Origin of the sequence: Pseudosulfitobacter pseudonitzschiae (genome assembly GCF_002222635.1) — a bacterium.
Classification (GTDB): domain Bacteria; phylum Pseudomonadota; class Alphaproteobacteria; order Rhodobacterales; family Rhodobacteraceae; genus Pseudosulfitobacter; species Pseudosulfitobacter pseudonitzschiae_A.
Genome location: NZ_CP022415.1, coordinates 2965009 through 2981043 on the forward strand (window position 1 = coordinate 2965009; position 16035 = coordinate 2981043).

Annotated in this window: 16 protein-coding genes; 7 read left to right on the top strand and 9 right to left on the bottom strand. The window is 60.7% G+C overall.

The features are described 5' to 3' along the window. Positions 1-8: 8 nt before the first annotated feature. Together SULPSESMR1_RS14605 and SULPSESMR1_RS14610 are read right to left on the bottom strand one after the other, a co-directional pair. Positions 9-1199 (bottom strand): aminotransferase class I/II-fold pyridoxal phosphate-dependent enzyme, encoded by a 1191-nt coding sequence (locus tag SULPSESMR1_RS14605; RefSeq protein ID WP_089421484.1) that lies wholly within the window; start codon positions 1197-1199, stop codon positions 9-11. A gap of 194 nt (positions 1200-1393) precedes the next feature. Continuing rightward, complete coding sequence (locus SULPSESMR1_RS14610; protein WP_089421485.1) at positions 1394-2722, bottom strand: amidase; 1329 nt, start codon at positions 2720-2722, stop codon at positions 1394-1396. Between the two features lie 82 nt (positions 2723-2804). Between SULPSESMR1_RS14610 and SULPSESMR1_RS14615 the strand changes: the two genes are divergently transcribed. Continuing rightward, complete coding sequence (locus SULPSESMR1_RS14615; protein ID WP_089421486.1) at positions 2805-4031, top strand: UbiH/UbiF/VisC/COQ6 family ubiquinone biosynthesis hydroxylase; 1227 nt, start codon at positions 2805-2807, stop codon at positions 4029-4031. Positions 4032-4051: 20 nt separating this feature from the next. Here the strand turns inward: SULPSESMR1_RS14615 and SULPSESMR1_RS14620 are convergent, their stop codons facing one another. From SULPSESMR1_RS14620 to SULPSESMR1_RS14640, 5 genes are all read right to left on the bottom strand, one after another. Next, positions 4052-4237 (bottom strand): Trm112 family protein, encoded by a 186-nt coding sequence (locus SULPSESMR1_RS14620; RefSeq protein WP_089421487.1) that lies wholly within the window; start codon positions 4235-4237, stop codon positions 4052-4054. Beyond that, positions 4234-4878 carry an LON peptidase substrate-binding domain-containing protein gene (locus SULPSESMR1_RS14625; RefSeq protein ID WP_089421488.1) on the bottom strand — a complete coding sequence of 215 codons (645 nt, stop codon included), beginning with the start codon at positions 4876-4878 and terminating at the stop codon, positions 4234-4236. Before SULPSESMR1_RS14625 ends, SULPSESMR1_RS14620 begins: the two co-directional genes overlap by 4 nt. Before the next feature lie 26 nt (positions 4879-4904). After that, the gene (locus SULPSESMR1_RS14630; RefSeq protein ID WP_089421489.1) at positions 4905-5822 is read right to left on the bottom strand and encodes a thioredoxin family protein; all 918 of its coding nucleotides are present in this window, start codon (positions 5820-5822) and stop codon (positions 4905-4907) included. A 55-nt stretch (positions 5823-5877) separates the two neighbouring features. Continuing rightward, positions 5878-6666 carry an exodeoxyribonuclease III gene (locus tag SULPSESMR1_RS14635; protein WP_089421490.1) on the bottom strand — a complete coding sequence of 263 codons (789 nt, stop codon included), beginning with the start codon at positions 6664-6666 and terminating at the stop codon, positions 5878-5880. A gap of 248 nt (positions 6667-6914) precedes the next feature. Continuing rightward, on the bottom strand, positions 6915-7601 hold the full coding sequence (locus SULPSESMR1_RS14640) for a response regulator transcription factor (protein ID WP_089421491.1): 687 nt from the start codon (positions 7599-7601) through the stop codon (positions 6915-6917). A 161-nt stretch (positions 7602-7762) separates the two neighbouring features. On the opposite strand from SULPSESMR1_RS14640, the gene ribA reads away from it, so the two are divergent. Both ribA and SULPSESMR1_RS14650 read left to right on the top strand, forming a co-directional pair. Beyond that, positions 7763-8851, top strand: coding sequence for a GTP cyclohydrolase II (gene ribA / locus SULPSESMR1_RS14645; protein ID WP_089421492.1), 1089 nt, complete (start codon positions 7763-7765; stop codon positions 8849-8851). After that, a complete protein-coding gene (locus SULPSESMR1_RS14650; protein ID WP_089421493.1) occupies positions 8848-9351 on the top strand; it encodes a L,D-transpeptidase family protein in 504 nt (167 codons plus the stop codon). Before ribA ends, SULPSESMR1_RS14650 begins: the two co-directional genes overlap by 4 nt. On the opposite strand, the gene SULPSESMR1_RS14655 is transcribed toward SULPSESMR1_RS14650, so the two are convergent. Then, positions 9348-10001: a YggS family pyridoxal phosphate-dependent enzyme gene (locus SULPSESMR1_RS14655; protein WP_089421494.1), complete on the bottom strand. Its 654-nt coding sequence runs from the start codon at positions 9999-10001 to the stop codon at positions 9348-9350. The genes SULPSESMR1_RS14650 and SULPSESMR1_RS14655 overlap by 4 nt on opposite strands. Positions 10002-10116: 115 nt before the next feature. Next, positions 10117-11091: a porin gene (locus SULPSESMR1_RS14660; protein WP_089421495.1), complete on the bottom strand. Its 975-nt coding sequence runs from the start codon at positions 11089-11091 to the stop codon at positions 10117-10119. Between the two features lie 324 nt (positions 11092-11415). Here SULPSESMR1_RS14660 and SULPSESMR1_RS14665 point away from each other — a divergent pair, with 324 nt between their 5' ends. From SULPSESMR1_RS14665 to holA, 4 genes are all read left to right on the top strand, one after another. Further along, entirely contained in the window at positions 11416-11907 is a 492-nt protein-coding gene (locus SULPSESMR1_RS14665; protein ID WP_089421496.1) for a DUF3576 domain-containing protein, read from the top strand. Positions 11908-11982: 75 nt separating this feature from the next. Beyond that, the gene (gene leuS, locus SULPSESMR1_RS14670) at positions 11983-14580 is read left to right on the top strand and encodes a leucine--tRNA ligase (protein WP_089421497.1); all 2598 of its coding nucleotides are present in this window, start codon (positions 11983-11985) and stop codon (positions 14578-14580) included. Continuing rightward, a complete protein-coding gene (gene lptE / locus SULPSESMR1_RS14675) occupies positions 14567-15034 on the top strand; it encodes an LPS assembly lipoprotein LptE (protein WP_089421498.1) in 468 nt (155 codons plus the stop codon). The genes leuS and lptE overlap by 14 nt, the downstream gene beginning before the upstream one ends. Continuing rightward, complete coding sequence (gene holA / locus SULPSESMR1_RS14680; RefSeq protein ID WP_089421499.1) at positions 15031-16032, top strand: DNA polymerase III subunit delta; 1002 nt, start codon at positions 15031-15033, stop codon at positions 16030-16032. Before lptE ends, holA begins: the two co-directional genes overlap by 4 nt. Positions 16033-16035: the final 3 nt, after the last annotated feature.

Sequence of the window (16035 nt, forward strand, 5' to 3'; positions counted from 1 at the left end):
GTCCCTCGTTATTGCACGCCGTAAAGGTGGTCACGAATGGCCGTCAGGCCCCGCTCCACATCCGGCTTTGGGGCCACCAGAGCGACCCGAATATATCCTTTTCCGGGATTCACACCCGCGGCGTCATCCTGACTGAGATACGCGCCCGGCAGAACCCGAACGCCCGTGGCCTGCCACAGGCTCAGCGCAGCGGCTTCGCCGTCTTCAACCGGCAGCCACAGGAAAAAGCCCGCCTCGGGGCTTTTGTATCCTGCAACATTGCCCAGAATACGGTCCGCCAAATCGTATTTCTCGCGGTAAAGCGCACGGTTCTCTTCCACATGCGCCTCGTCCGCCCAAACAGCCGTTGCCGCAGCCTGCAACGGCAAAGGCAGTGGCGCGCCCGTATACATGCGCAACTGGCGCATCCGTGCAATGCTGTCCGGACCACCGGCAACAAAACCCGAACGCAAACCGGGCAGGTTCGACCGCTTTGACAGCGAATGAAATGCCACAACCCGCTCGGGGTCTGCGCCCGCATCGCGCGCCGCTTGCATGACCCCTACAGGGGGCACATCGCGGTAAATCTCGGAATAACATTCATCCGCAAAAATCTGGAAATCATGCTTTTCGGCCAGTGCGATCAGATCCGACCAATAGGTATGATCCGCAACCGCCCCCTGCGGGTTCGCAGGCGAGCAGATGTAACATGCAACGGTCCGGTCCAGCACATCCACGGAAAGACCGGTGTAATCCGGCAAGTGTCCCGAAGCTGCAGTGGCATTCACGAACACAGGCTCGGCCCCGACAGATGTCGCCGCCAGCATATAGACCTGATAAAATGGGTTCGGCATCAACACGACAGGTTGCCGTCCGCCCTTCTGCTCGGGGCACAGCGCCATCGCAACGTTATACAGCCCTTCGCGGCTGCCGTTCAGCGGCAGAACATTGGTCTCGGGGTCCAGCGTCACGTCATAGCGCCGCGCCACCCAATCACAAAATGCCTTGCGCAATTCCGGCGTGCCTTCGTTCGGCGGATATGAGTTGAACCCCGCAGCGTTCTTCGAAACCACATCCGTAACCCAAGCCGGAAACACATGTTTCGGCTCGCCAATGGTCATGTGCACCACGTCCCCGCCGGGGGTATGATGGTCCAATAACGCCCGCAAACGCGGAAACGCATAGGCCGGAAGGTTCGAGAACCGCTCGGGAAAATTCATACAACTGCCTCGGATCGGGATCGTTATCGCCCCGTTTCTCCAAGGATAGCGCAAGCCGCCCCAACTCGTCCACCAAAACCACGCCAAAGCCGCAACTTGTGGCATTCGCGCACTGCGCTGGTTTCTTTTGGCTTTAAATATCCTGGGGGTGCCCGCAGGGCGGGGGCAAAGCCCCCAAAATCAGCCCTGCCGCATCACGCCAATGCTGCCTCTGCCGCAGCACCCAATCGCAACAGCGCCTCCTCGCAATCCGGTGGCATCATCAGCATCACGCCACAGCTTGGCACGCCCGTGGGCAGGGTCAGCGCACTCAGACCCAACAGATTGCCAATGCGTGTGTTGCGCAAAGTCATCAGGTTTTCAGTGCGATAGTAATCATCTTCTGTGTTCAGCCGATCCAAATTCGGCGGCAGGTTCGCCCCCGTCGGCACGATCACCGCGTCGTAGCCCGCCACCGCCGCATCATAGCCGAACCGCGCCCCCTCCAAAGCAGCCCACGCCGCCACATAGTCCGGCCCGCTGACATCCGCCCCCAACCGGAAACGTTTCAGCACCTCTAAGAACATCGCCTCTGGATTCGCCTCGATCACATCGCGCCACAGGCCATATGCCTCGGTCGGGATCAGCGGCCCCGCACAATCCAATGCCTGTTGCACCGCCTCCACTTCGATCCGCTCGATGATGACCCCCGCGGCCTGCATCCGCTCCAGCGCACGTTCAAACGCAGCCAGCGGTGCGTCCCGTACATCTTGCATGAACACCGTTTCCACCACCGCCAGACGTCGCCCCTTAAGGGATGCGCCAGCCAGATCAGCGGGTTTGCCACCTTCCAGCACTGCCAGCAATTGCGCGCAATCCTCGACACTGCGGGCCAGCGGGCCGATGGTGTCGAATTTCAACGCCAATGGCACCGCACCTTCCAGCGACAGCCGCCCCGAAGTGGTTTTCAGCCCCACCAGATCGTTCCACGCCGCAGGAATACGGACCGAACCACCTGTGTCCGTTCCGATCCCCGCCGCAGCCAGCCCAAAAGCCACCGAAGTTGCAGCCCCCGAAGAAGACCCGCCCGGCACCGCATCCGCATCGTTCACGCAAGGCGGCGTGGCGGTCGACGGGTTATAGCCAAGCCCCGAAAACGCCAGTTCGCTCATATGTGTCTTGCCCAGACATATCAGACCCGCCGCCGTGGCGGCCTCTAACACCACAGCGTCCCGATCCGGCACGCGCCCCTCCAACAATTTCGAGCCCGCCTCGGTCCCTATGCCAGCGGTATCAAACAGGTCTTTCCAACTGATCGGCACCCCGTCCAGCAAAGACCGTCGTTGCCCTGTGGCCGCCCGTTCGGCAGCCGCGCCAGCCTCGGCCAGCGCGCGATCGTGGGTAACACGGGCATAGATGCGGTCGCGCAATTCATGGCCGTCAATCGCATCCAGATAGACTTGGGTCAGCGCCACGGGATCAATCTCGCCCGCACCAATTCCACGACCCAAATCGCTTGCCGTCATCCACAGCCAATCCTGCATCCTGCCACTCCTTTGCGTTTTCGCGACGGTAGCGACGCCTCGGCGCATGGACAATCCCCGCCGCGCATTCATATAGAGTGGTATGAACACAGATACCGATATTGCCGTCATTGGCGGCGGACTGAACGGCCCCCTTCTGGCGCTGGCTATGGCGGCCCAAGGCCTGCATGTCACTGTCATCGACGCCACGGCGCAGGCCGTGCGCAAGAACGCCGCTTTTGACGGGCGATCCTATGCTGTGGCGCTGACCTCGCAACGGCTTCTGGCGGGGATTGGTCTGTGGGATCAACTGGCTGACAGCGCGCAGCCGATGCTGGAAATCAAGGTCACTGACGGGCGCGCAGGCGAAGGACCGTCGCCGTTTTTCATGCACTTCGATCACGCAGAAATTGAAGAAGGGCCAATGGGTTACATGGTTCAGGATAGGCACCTGCGCCGCGCCCTGATCGACGCGATGGATGCCAGCGACCGGATCACACAATTGTCCGGTGAAGCCGTAACTGACCAGCAGCCTCATCCTGCGGGCATCACCCTGACGCTGGCCAATGGCGCGCTGGTCACTGCCCGTCTTGCCGTCGGTGCCGATGGCCGCAACAGCGGGACGGCGCAACGCGCAGGCGTCAAGCGCATCGCGTGGTCCTATAACCAGACCGCGCTGGTTTGCGCCATCGAACACGACCTGCCGCACCACGGGATTGCGCACCAGTTCTTCATGCCCCCCGGGCCGCTGGCGATCTTGCCCCTGCCAGGCAATGTCAGTTCGATCGTCTGGTCCGAGACCGACGCAAATGCGTCCGCATTCAACGCCCTGCCCGAAGCGCAATATATCGACATGCTGCGGCCCCGCTTTGGCGATTTTCTGGGCGACATCCGTCTGACCGGCAAGCGCTGGACATACCCGCTAAGCCTGTCGCTGGCGACAGAAATGGTTGCTGACCGCGTCGCGCTGATCGGTGATGCCGCGCATGGATTGCATCCAATCGCAGGCCAGGGGCTGAACGCAGGAATGCGCGACATCGCGGCACTGCACGAAGTGCTGACCGACGCCACACGGCGCGGAGAAGACATTGGCAGCGTCGCCACCTTATCCCGCTATCAGGAATGGCGCCGTTTCGACAACACATCGCTTGCGATGGCAACAGATGCGTTCAACCGACTGTTTTCAAATGACAACCCGATCCTGCGGATTGGGCGCGATATTGGCATGGGGTTGGTCGGCGCGTTGCCCGGCCTGCGTCGTGGTGCCATCCGCGAGGCTGCAGGGCTGACCGGAGAATTGCCGCGGCTGATGCAGGGCAAACCACTCTAGCCCCCTGCCCTACTGAAAGTTTAGTCGATCACGCGGGCTTCGCTGTCCAGCATGATCGGAATGCCGTTGCGGATCGGATAGGCCAGCTTGGTCCCCTCCGAGATCAGCTCCTGCGCCTGGGCGTCATAGCGCAGCGTTCCTTGGGTGCGCGGGCAGACCAGCGCCTCCAGCATTTTACGATCTGCCTCGATGGCTTGTCCGGTCATTGCAAAAAATCCCCTTCACCGCCGCCACGCAGCGCATATTCAATCAAGGTCACCAGCGTTTCGCGCCGTGTGTCCAGCGATGGCGCTTCCAACAGTGCCTGTTTATCTTCAGGCTGAAAGTCCAGCATCATCGACAGCGAATTAACCAACAATTCGTCATCCGCTTCTTTCAGCGTATCCCAATCGGCTGACAGATCCCGCGAGTCAAAATACCGGCTCAGAAGCGATAAAAACGGTCCACGGTCCAGCGTTTCGTCTGTTTCGCTGTCGCCCAGATCGCGATCAAACCCCGCCCACGACGCCTTGCAGCGCCGATAGGGGGTAAAACCGTCGATCTCTTCCACCACGCGGAACCGCGACAGCCCTGTCAGCGTTACCATATAGCGCCCGTCCTCGGTCTCGGAAAACTGAGTGATTCGACCAGCGCAGCCGATGGTATGCAGCCCTTTTTCCGACCGTCCCGGCACCGGATTCGGCTGGACCATACCGATGATCCGGCTGTCGGTTTTCAGCGCATCCGACAGCATCTGCAAATAACGCGGCTCAAAGATATGCAGCGGCAGATGGGCACGTGGCAGCAGCAGGGCTCCCGGCAACGGGAAAACGGGAATCGTTTCAGGAAGATCAACAGCGTTGCGCATAACCCTTACCTAGTTCGCGGCGCGGTTCAGACAAATATCATCGAGCTAAGTTTCCGACGCCCGTTCAGAACCACCGGATCGTTCGCCTTTAACGCATCGAAAATTGTGAAAAGTTGCGTCTTGGCTGCACCATCGTTCCATTCGCGATCACGTTTGAACAGCTCCAGCAGTTCCGCAACGGCCCCCTCGGCATCACCATGTGCATGCAGCGCCTGCGCCAGATCGAAACGCGCCTGATGGTCGTCGGCATTCGCCTCGACTGCCGCACGATATTCATCCACCGGACCTGCATTTGCTGCCTGACGGGCCAGTTCCAGTTGCGCGTGCGCCGCCTCCAGCTCGGGGCTTTTGGATATCTCGATCGGTGCGCCGTTCAAAACCGCCTCGGCGTGGTCCAGATCGCCCGTTGCAATGTGAACACGCACCAGCCCGCCATAGGCACCCGCATGTGCGGGGTCTTCTTCCAGAATCGCCTGAAATGTCTGCGCCGCATCCTCGAACGCACCTTCGGCCAGCATCTCGTCTGCGGCAGCCACTGCATCTTGCAATGTATCGGCTTGAGTTTCACCGCCGCCTGCCTTGATCACCCGCTCGACAAAAGCAGTCACTTCCGAGGGTGGCAAAGCGCCCTGAAACCCGTCAACCGGCTGGCCCTTGTAGAAGGCATAGACCGTCGGGATCGACTGAATTTGCAACTGCCCGGCGATGCCTTGGGCCTCGTCCACGTTGACCTTGGCCATTTTCACGGCCCCTTTGGCCGCACGCACTGCGTCTTCCAGCAGCGGGCCCAGCGTTTTGCACGGGCCGCACCAAGGTGCCCAAAAATCAACGATCACCGGCACCGTCTGGCTGGCTTCCACCACATCGGCCATAAAGGTCGCTTCCGAGACGTCCTTGATCAGATCCGCCGCTTCAGGCGCTGCAGCACTCAGGTTCAATTCCATTTCATCCGTCCTTGCATCAGTGTTTATCTTCTATATGTGCGCAACCGCGCCGAATTCAAAGGTCGAAGGTTGCGAAAACCGGAGCGTGGTCACTGGGCTTTTCCCATCCGCGCGCGGCGCGCAGCACGTGGCTGGAATGGCCCGCCTGCGCGATGTCGCCCGTGGCCCAAACGTGATCCAGCCGGCGCCCCTTGTCGGCGGCATCCCAATCCTTGGCGCGGTAGGACCACCATGAATACAGCAGCCCCTCGGGAATATCCTGCCGCGTGATATCCACCCAGTCGCCTGCATCTTGCACCTGCGCCAGATGCTCGACCTCGACCGGTGTATGGCTGACGATCTTCAGCAGCTTCTTGTGGTCCCAAACGTCATCTTCGCGCGGGGCGATGTTCAGATCACCGACCAGAATCGACTTCTCGGGCTTTTGAGCGTGAAACCAGTCGCGCATGTCGGTTAGATAATCCAGCTTTTGGCCAAATTTCTCGTTGCGCTCGCGGTTCGGTTCGTCTCCGCCTGCGGGAACGTAAAAGTTATGTACCGTCACGCCGTTTTCCAGTCGTGCCGACACATGCCGCGCATGACCCAGTGCGGCGAAATCTTCGGCTCCGACCTCTTCGATCGGCAACCGGCTCAGGATCGCAACGCCGTTGTACCCTTTGTCACCGCGCGCAACCATGTGGGTGTAACCGGCGGCGTTGAACGCCTCGCGCGGAATCTTTTCCACGGGGCTTTTGCATTCTTGCAGGCACAGCACATCCGGCCCGTGTTCGGCCAGCAGCTTCAGCACGATCGGCTCGCGCAGGCGAACCGAGTTGATGTTCCAGGTTGCAAGAGAAAATGCCATGTCGATACCCCATAGTTGCAGTGGCTGGACCCTATGCCGACCAAGGCCGCACCGCCACCCAAAAACCCGCAGCTTTCCGGTCTGGCCACAGCCTGATGCCCCGCAAATACATCATGCGCAAAAAAAGGGCCGGGCACAAAGGCCCGGCCAAGTCCAACAGGGAGGTGCATGTTTAACCCGGACATGCAGCGGGATGATGCGAGAACGCCGCTGTTGGGGCGAAGTTCCCGTCTAACTAGAATATACCACTAGGACATCAAGCGATAGCCCCCTGATTCCGTCACCAGCAAACGTGCATTGGACGGGTCGGGTTCAATCTTTTGACGCAGACGGTAGATATGCGTCTCAAGCGTGTGGGTCGTGACGCCGGCGTTATATCCCCAAACCTCGTGCAGCAGCACATCGCGCGCCACGACGCCATCGTTGCTGCGATACAGGAACTTCAGAATGTTGGTTTCCTTCTCGGTCAGACGCACCTTTTTGTCGTCTTCGGTCACCAACATCTTCATCGACGGTTTGAACGTATACGGCCCCAGTTGGAACACTGCATCTTCCGACTGTTCATGCTGGCGCAACTGCGCGCGGATGCGGGCCAGCAGCACGGGAAACTTGAACGGCTTGGTGACATAATCATTGGCACCGGCGTCCAGACCCAGAATGGTATCGGCATCGCTGTCATGGCCGGTCAGCATCAGCACCGGCGCTTTCACCCCCTGTTTGCGCATCAGGCGGCACAGCTCGCGGCCATCGGTGTCGGGCAGGCCCACGTCCAGAATCACCAGATCGTACAGCGCCTCTTTGGCCTTGGTCATGGCCTCGGCACCATTGCCCGCCTCGAAGACGTCAAAGTCTTCGGTCATCACCAATTGCTCGCTCAGCGCCTCGCGCAGGTCTTCGTCGTCGTCGACCAGCAGAATTTTCTTCAGTTGTGCCATTTCGGGCCTCCTGTGTTCTGCACTACCAATTGAGCACCCTTCACGAAACTGGCAAGATTTGCGACAGAACTCTCACGCGGTCGTGTGCCAAACAGGGCAAATGTTTCATTTCCGGTTCGCATAGCTTACATCACCTCACAAGAAACATCAGGACGCGGCACATGGCCTTTACCCCCGACATCATCGAACAGCTTGCGCGGGCGCGCGCCGATCTGCGCATGGGCGTACCTGTGGTTCTGACCGGAGACAATGCCGCGCTGGTTCTGGCGGCGGAAACGCTCTCGCCCCAGCGATTGGCCGACATTCTGGCCCTTGGCGGTGCGCCTGTTCTGGCGATCACCGCGCGGCGGGCCGAAACACTGAAAGCGCGCGCCTATGATGGCGACCTTGCACGACTGAAACTGCCCGAAGATGCGTCGCTGACATGGGTGCAGGCCATCGCAGACCCCGCCGACGACCTGCGCAGCCCGATGAAGGGGCCGCTGCAATCCGACCGTGACGGCAGCGCCCTTGCGCACCGCGCAGCGCTGGCTTTGTGCAAATCTGCGCGGCTGTTGCCCGCCGCCGTGGTGCTGCCGATGGATGATGCCGACAGTTTTGCGGCACGGCATGCCCTGACCGCGCTGCCGCTGGCGCGGCTGGCCGATCACATCGCGTCAGCCAGCCCGCTGCATCCGATTGTGGCCGCGCGCTTGCCGATGGAGGCGTCAGAGGCAGGGCGGCTGCACATTTTCCGCCCCGAAGACGGCGCAGAGGAACATTACGCCATCGAAATCGGCCGCCCCGACCGCAGCAAGCCTGTTCTGGCACGGCTGCATTCGGCCTGTTTCACCGGCGATATTCTGGGGTCGCTGAAATGCGACTGCGGCCCGCAACTGCGCGGCGCGCTGACCCAGATGGGGGCCGAGGGCGCGGGCGTTCTGCTGTACCTCAACCAAGAGGGGCGCGGCATCGGGCTGGCCAACAAAATGCGCGCCTACTCCCTGCAAGATCAAGGCTTTGACACCGTCGAGGCCAACCACAGACTGGGATTCGAAGACGACGAACGCGACTTTCGCCTTGGCGCGGACATTCTGAAATCTATGGGGTTTTCGGCGGTGCGCCTGCTGACCAACAACCCCAAAAAGGTCGATATGATGACCACCTGCGGCATCACCGTTGCCGAACGCGTGCCGCTGAAAGTGGGCGAAAACCGCCATAACACCGCCTATCTGGCCACAAAAGCACGCAAATCGGGGCATCTGCTGTGACCCCCGCCGATATGGTTCTGACCCCGCGCGGGCTGCGCTTGGGCGGGCGGGTCTATCCCTGCACCATCGGCAAGGGCGGGCTGTCGCAGAACAAGCGCGAGGGCGATGGCGCGACCCCTGTGGGCAGTCATCGGGTTGTGGGCATATTGTACCGCCCCGACCGGATCACCGCACCCGCGCCGTGGGCCACGCCCATAGGTCCGCGCGATTTGTGGTCTGATGCCTCGGGCCGGCCGGATTACAACCATCAGGTCCGCGCGCCCTATCCCCACAGTCACGAGGCGTTGCGCCGTGCCGATCCGCTTTATGATCTGGTGATCGTGACCGACTGGAACTGGCCCGATGCCGTGGCGGGTGCCGGTTCGGCCATCTTCATGCACCGCTGGCGCAGGCCGGGCTATCCGACCGAAGGGTGCGTGGCCCTGCGCCCTGACCATCTGGCGCGGATCGCGGCGCGTATCAGCATCGGCACGCGCTTGATCATACCGCAGCTACGCTAGGCGGGAACGCGGTCCCCGAAAATGGCCGACCCTACGCGGATATGCGTAGCCCCCAGTGCCACGGCGCGCTCGAAATCGCTGCTCATCCCCATACTAAGACCTGCCAGCCCGTTGCGTTCCGCGATTTTGGCCAGCAGGGCGAAATGCAGCGCCGGCTCTTCGTCTACGGGCGGGATGCACATCAACCCGCGCACCGGCAGGTCCATTGCGCGACATTCAGCGACAAAACCATCCGCCTGCGCGGGCAGAACGCCTGCTTTCTGGTCCTCTTCGCCGGTGTTCACCTGAATAAACAACTCGGGGCAATGCCCCTCTTCCTGTGCAATCCGCGCAAGTGCCGTTGCCAGCTTGGGGCGGTCCAGCGAATGGATGGATTGAAACAGACCAAAAGCCGCCCGCGCCTTGTTGCTTTGCAACGGGCCGATCAGGTGCAGGTCGATGCCGTCGAAATCTTCGCGGAAATCGGGCCACTTGCCCATCGCCTCTTGCACGCGGTTTTCACCGAAACAGCGATGGCCCTGTTCCAGAACGGTACGGACACGGTCGTTCGGCTGTACTTTACTGACCGCGATCAACTGAACCGACCCCGCCGCACGCCCTGCGTCGGTGCAGGCTTTGGCGATCCGGTCCTGAATATCCTGAAGTCCCATGCGTCACTCCCTTTGCTGTCCCCAGATACCAAGGCAGGGGGGCGAAAGAAAAGGGGGCGCAAAAGAAAAGGGGCAGCCCCAAAGGACTGCCCCAAATCGTCAGATGCCGATCAACTTAGAAGTTGAAGCGAACACCCAGGTCGGCAACGGTGTTGCCGGCGTTGTTGTTCTGGATACCACCGCGGATGGAGGTACCGCCACCCAGGTCGTGTGTCACGCCGAAACCGTAAACGGTGTCAACGTAGTTTTCTTGGTCGAGAACAACGACGTTCATACGTGTTGCAGCGCCGATGTCAAAGCCGGCGTTGATCGCGAACGCGTCGCCCTGTGTGCCGTTGTTTGCATAGCCGAATGTCAGGTCAGCAATGCCAACCGAACCGGAAACTGTCAGAGCAGCTTCGGTGTCTGTCACGATGTCGGAGTCTTGCAGACCCAGAGCAACGGTCCAGCCGCTGAACGTGTAAGCAACGTGAGCTGCAAGACGGTCGCCTTCCAGAACGCCGTTAAAGGCAGCACCAGTGTCCAACTCGGCATACGACAGGTGCATGCTCAGGTCGCCCATGGAGTACATGACTTCAACACCGTTGCGGCCCGCAGCGCCGTTACCATCGGAGTCATAGGTATCCGAGAACGCGCCAGCGCCGTTGATGATGTAGTCATACGACAGGCCTGTCAGACCCAACTCTGTGGGGTACATGCCGGGCATGGAGTCGATCGCGCCAAAGATGTTGCCAACGCCGACTTCCAGACCACCGGAGCGAACGAAGAAACGAACGCCGTTGATGCCGCCTTCAAGACGATCAGCACGGTAAGCGCCGGAGTTGGACGAAGAATCTTGACCCAAACGGTCACCATTTGCCGAACCGTCGTTATCCTGTTGGATACGCGCACGGGCACCGAAAACGATACCGGAGTCGGACTCGGCTGTCGCGTCGATTTGCAGACGGAAACGGCTGGTGATTGTTGTTTCGTTAGCGGCACCTTCAACGTGGATGATACCAAAACGACCGTAGCCGCCGAATGTAACGTCTGCAGCTGCGACACCAGCGGTGGCGACCAGAGCAGTCGTGGCGAAGAGAACTTTTTTCATGAGTTGTCCCTCGAGTTTCAAATTTCACATGCCCACGTCGGGGAATCCGATGAGGGTATGAAGGGTGTTTCCCTCTTTTGCCCCCATGTTGGCAAGCAAAGTGCATCGCAGCGAGACAATGTGTTCGACTATTGATGCAGCTTTGCCACACCACATTTTTGGCATACTCCTGAAAACAGTTCGGCCATGCCGCTGCGAGGGGCATTTACATTATAATGTATACACCGGCGAATTCACCCCAAACGCGGCAGTTTCCGACATAGACCTTGCCCCGACACCCTTGCTTGGGTAGACCAAGTGCCAAACAGGCATAGGTGTGCAGGTATGGGGCTCAAATCCTTCTTTAAATTCGCAGGTGTCATTGTGGCCCTTGGCGCATTGACAGCGTGTGGCTCGCTTGGACGCATCGGCAGTCCTGCGACCGAACGTCCGGAGCATTATTCGGACCCAACCCACCCACGGAATATCGACACAACCAACACGATCTGGAACGCGTTCAACCGCAAATCGAACGAGACCGAAGTGTTGGTGAACCGCTATATCTGGCAGGCTTCGCTGGAAGTGCTGGATTTCCTGCCCGTGCAAACGGTCGACCCGTTCACCGGTGTGATCGTCACGGGATATGGCACGCCGCCGGGTGGCGGACAGGCGTATCGCGCCACTGTGTTGATCAAAGATCCCGCTTTGGACGCGCGTTCGCTGAACGTGGCGCTGCAAAACCGTGGCGGTCCGGCAAGTGCCGCCACCACACGCGCGATCGAGGACGCGATCCTGACCCGCGCACGTCAGTTGCGGATCACCGACAACAGGCTTTAAGCGCCGGACAAATCACTTTAACAGTTGCGCCGGGCCATTCGCCCGGCGTTTTCGTGTCAGACAGGACAATTGCACATGCCCAGTTATACCCCCTCCGATATCGAAGCCCGTTGGCAGGACGCGTGGGACAAGGCCGGAATTTTCCAAGCCAAACGCGACAAGAGCCGCCCCAAATATTACGTGCTGGAAATGTTCCCCTATCCGTCGGGCCGCATCCACATGGGCCATGTGCGCAACTATACGCTGGGCGACGTGGTGGCGCGCTATAAGATGGCAACGGGGCACAACGTGCTGCACCCGATGGGCTGGGATGCCTTTGGAATGCCCGCAGAAAACGCCGCAATGGCCATTGGCGGCCATCCCCGCGACTGGACCTATAACAACATCAAGGACATGCGCGGGCAGATGAAACCGCTGGGCCTGTCGATCGACTGGTCGCGCGAATTTGCCACCTGTGATCCGGAATATTACGGGCAACAGCAGGCGCTGTTCCTTGATTTCCTTGATGCGGGTCTGGTCCACCGCAAGAACGCACAAGTGAACTGGGATCCGGTCGACATGACCGTTCTGGCCAACGAACAGGTGATCGACGGCAAAGGCTGGCGTTCCGGCGCCGAGGTCGAACGGCGCGAGCTGACGCAGTGGTTTTTCAAGATTTCCGACATGGCCGGAGAGCTGAAAGACGCATTGGACGGTCTGGACAACTGGCCCGCCAAGGTGCGGCTGATGCAGGAAAACTGGATCGGCGAATCGCGCGGGCTGCAATTTGCCTTTTCACTGATCGGCCAGCCGGATGATGGCGCGCCTGCGCCCGAAGGCTTTGACCGCATCGAAGTTTACACCACGCGCCCCGACACGCTGGCCGGTGCGTCCTTTGTCGGCATCTCGCCCGATCATCCGCTGGCGAGAACGCTGGAGCGTGACAACGCCAGTATTGCAGCATTTAACGCCGAATGTCGCAAGGGCGGCACCACCGCCGCCGAGATCGAGACCGCCGAGAAGCTGGGTTTCGACACCGGCCTGCGCGTGCGCCATCCCTTTGATACATCGTGGGAGCTGCCCGTCTATATCGCCAACTTCATCCTGATGGACTATGGCACCGGCGCGATCTTTGGCTGCCCTGCGCATGACGAACGCGATCTGGAGTTTGCCCGCAAATACGATTTGCCGGTGACATCTACCTTTGTGCCCACCGACACCGAAGGGTTCACCGCCCCCGAAGACGGCGGCGCGGCCTTTGTGCCCGGCAAGGACGTGACCGTGCATTTCAGCCGCCCGCTGGGTGGCGAGCCCCGCAACATGACCGGCGACGCAGCCGTCATCGAGGCGATCGAGACCTGCGAGACAAACGGCGTGGGCCAAGGCGTGACCAAATACCGGCTGCGCGACTGGGGTCTGTCGCGTCAGCGGTATTGGGGTTGCCCGATTCCCGTGGTGCATTGCGAAACCTGCGGCGTGGTCCCCGAAAAGAAAGAGAACCTGCCGATCGAGCTGCCCTACGACGTCAGCTTTGACACGCCCGGCAACCCGCTGGACCGTCACCCCACGTGGCGCGACTGTGCCTGCCCCAAATGCGGCGCACCGGCGCAACGCGAAACCGACACGATGGACACCTTCGTTGATTCGTCGTGGTACTATGCCCGTTTCACAGCACCCCGCGCCGACACGCCCACCAACGCCGAGGATGCCGCGTACTGGATGAATGTCGATCAGTACATCGGCGGTGTCGAGCACGCGATCCTGCACCTGCTTTATTCACGCTTCTTCGCCCGCGCGATGCAGATCACCGGCCACCTGCCTGCGACGGCGATCGAGCCGTTCGACGCGCTCTTTACCCAAGGGATGGTGACCCACGCAATCTACCAAACCGCTGGCGACAATGGCCGCCCTGTCTATCACTATCCCGAAGCGGTCGAGATGAAAGGCGATCGGGCGTTTCTGAAAGACGGCGGCACCGAGGTTGAAATCGTTCCCTCGGCCAAAATGTCAAAGTCCAAGAACAACGTGGTCGATCCGCTGAACATCATCTCGGCCTATGGTGCCGACACCGCGCGCTGGTTCGTTCTGTCCGACAGCCCCCCCGAACGCGACGTGGAATGGACCGCCTCGGGGGCCGAGGCCGCGTATAAACATCTCAGCCGTGTCTGGAACATCTCGCACCGGATCACTGACATGGATCAAAATGCAGCGGGCGAAGGCGACGACGACCTGCTGCGGGCGATGCACAAGTGCATCCACGACGTGACCGTGGCAATTGAATCTTTCGGCTTCAACGCAGCCATCGCCAAGCTTTATGCCTTTACCGCCACCTTGCAGAAATCCAAGGCAGGTCATCCGGCACAGCGCACGGCAATCATAACACTGGCCCAGCTGATGGCCCCCATGACACCCCACCTTGCCGAGGCGATCTGGTCGCATCAGGGCGGCGCGGGTCTGATTACACTGGCGGAATGGCCACAGGCGGACGCGGCAATGATGGTCGATGACACCGTGACCCTGCCGATCCAGATCAACGGCAAACGGCGCGGCGAAATCACCGTTCCTGCGGATATGTCAAAGGAAGATGTTGAAAAGCTGGCTCTGGACAGCCAACCTGTGCAAAAGGCCCTGAACGGGGGCCAGCCGAAAAAGGTGATCGTGGTGCCGGGACGGATCGTCAATGTCGTTGTATAAAACCCTGCTTGCTCTGCCGTTGTTGGCTGCGTGCGGTTTTGCGCCCGTTTACGGACCGCAAGGGGCAGGCACGGCCCTGCAAGGCCGGGTTTTGGTCGAAGCCCCCGACACCCGCGACGACCAACTGATGCTGCAACAGATCGAACGCCGTCTTGGGCGCGCGGATACGCCTGCATTCGATCTGGGGATTGACCTGATCGTAACCCAAGAAGGGCTGGCCATCGACTCCGACGGCGACATCGACCGATACAACCTGCTGGGTACCGCCACATATATCCTGACCAACTCTGCCAATGGCGCGGTTGTCGGCACCGGCACTGTCACCAATTTCACCGGCTACTCTGCCACTGGCACCACCGTGGCAACGCTGGCCGCCGAAAGCGATGCCCGCAAGCGGCTGATGACGGTTCTGGGTGACATGATCGTGGACCGGCTGATCGCCACCAAACTATGAAACTGGCGGGTGCGCAGGCGAACGGCTATTTCGCCAAACCCGATCCGAACAGCACCGGCATCCTGATTTACGGGGCCGACGCCATGCGCGTGGCGCTGAAACGCCAGCAAATGCTCAAGGCGCTGATCGGCGACAAGGGCGAAGAGGAAATGCGTCTGACCCGCATCCCCGCCGCCGACCTGCGCAAAGATCCCGCGATGCTGCTGGATGCGGTCAAGGCCATCGGTTTTTTCCCCGGTCCCCGCGCCGCCTTTGTCGAAGATGCCAACGAAAACAACGCCGAGACGATCATCGCGGCGCTGGCCGACTGGCAGGCAGGTGATGCACAAATCATCGTGTCGGCGGGCGCGCTCAAACCGACATCAAAGCTGCGCAAAGCCTTTGAAAGCCACAAGTCGGCGCTGGCAGTCGGAATTTACGACAACCCGCCCACCCGCGACGAAATCGAATCCGCCCTGCGCGAGGCGGGGGTTACCGCCCCCGACCGCGCGGTGATGGATATGCTGAACGATCTGGCCCGCGATCTGGACCCCGGTGATTTCCGTCAGACGCTGGAAAAAATCAGCCTGTACAAACACGGCGACAGCACCCCGCTGACCGCCGAAGACATCGTCGCCAACGCCCCCACCTCGACCGAGGCGGACGTGGACGACGTGCTGTTGGTCGTGGGCGATGGCCGCGCCGCCGACATCGGGCCGGTTATGCGAAAGCTACAGGCCCAAGGGGTGACCGCAGTAACCCTGTGCATCGGAGCGATGCGCCATTTCCGCAGTCTGCACCGCGCCGCAGTGGACACTTCAGGCCGCCCGCCAATCTGGGGGCCGAACCGCGACCGGATGCTGGCACAGGCCCGCAACTGGGGACCGGCCAAGCTGGAAACCGCGCTGACGGTGCTGACCGATACCGACCTTGCCCTACGCTCTGCGGGACAGCACGCGCCTGCCATGGCGCTGGTCGAACGCGCCTTTATCCGGCTGGCGATGCTGGGCGCGCGCTAGGCT

Excerpts from the sequence above, each read along its gene's own strand:
- SULPSESMR1_RS14605 (WP_089421484.1), bottom strand. The coding sequence starts at position 1,199 with ATGAATTTTCCCGAGCGGTTCTCGAACCTTCCGGCCTATGCGTTTCCG.
- holA (WP_089421499.1), top strand. The coding sequence starts at position 15,031 with ATGAAACTGGCGGGTGCGCAGGCGAACGGCTATTTCGCCAAACCCGAT.
- SULPSESMR1_RS14660 (WP_089421495.1), bottom strand. The coding sequence starts at position 11,091 with ATGAAAAAAGTTCTCTTCGCCACGACTGCTCTGGTCGCCACCGCTGGT.
- SULPSESMR1_RS14640 (WP_089421491.1), bottom strand. The coding sequence starts at position 7,601 with ATGGCACAACTGAAGAAAATTCTGCTGGTCGACGACGACGAAGACCTG.
- SULPSESMR1_RS14630 (WP_089421489.1), bottom strand. The coding sequence starts at position 5,822 with ATGGAATTGAACCTGAGTGCTGCAGCGCCTGAAGCGGCGGATCTGATC.
- leuS (WP_089421497.1), top strand. The coding sequence starts at position 11,983 with ATGCCCAGTTATACCCCCTCCGATATCGAAGCCCGTTGGCAGGACGCG.
- SULPSESMR1_RS14625 (WP_089421488.1), bottom strand. The coding sequence starts at position 4,878 with ATGCGCAACGCTGTTGATCTTCCTGAAACGATTCCCGTTTTCCCGTTG.
- SULPSESMR1_RS14665 (WP_089421496.1), top strand. The coding sequence starts at position 11,416 with ATGGGGCTCAAATCCTTCTTTAAATTCGCAGGTGTCATTGTGGCCCTT.
- SULPSESMR1_RS14655 (WP_089421494.1), bottom strand. The coding sequence starts at position 10,001 with ATGGGACTTCAGGATATTCAGGACCGGATCGCCAAAGCCTGCACCGAC.
- SULPSESMR1_RS14635 (WP_089421490.1), bottom strand. The coding sequence starts at position 6,666 with ATGGCATTTTCTCTTGCAACCTGGAACATCAACTCGGTTCGCCTGCGC.
- lptE (WP_089421498.1), top strand. The coding sequence starts at position 14,567 with ATGTCGTTGTATAAAACCCTGCTTGCTCTGCCGTTGTTGGCTGCGTGC.
- ribA (WP_089421492.1), top strand. The coding sequence starts at position 7,763 with ATGGCCTTTACCCCCGACATCATCGAACAGCTTGCGCGGGCGCGCGCC.
- SULPSESMR1_RS14610 (WP_089421485.1), bottom strand. The coding sequence starts at position 2,722 with ATGCAGGATTGGCTGTGGATGACGGCAAGCGATTTGGGTCGTGGAATT.
- SULPSESMR1_RS14615 (WP_089421486.1), top strand. The coding sequence starts at position 2,805 with ATGAACACAGATACCGATATTGCCGTCATTGGCGGCGGACTGAACGGC.
- SULPSESMR1_RS14620 (WP_089421487.1), bottom strand. The coding sequence starts at position 4,237 with ATGACCGGACAAGCCATCGAGGCAGATCGTAAAATGCTGGAGGCGCTG.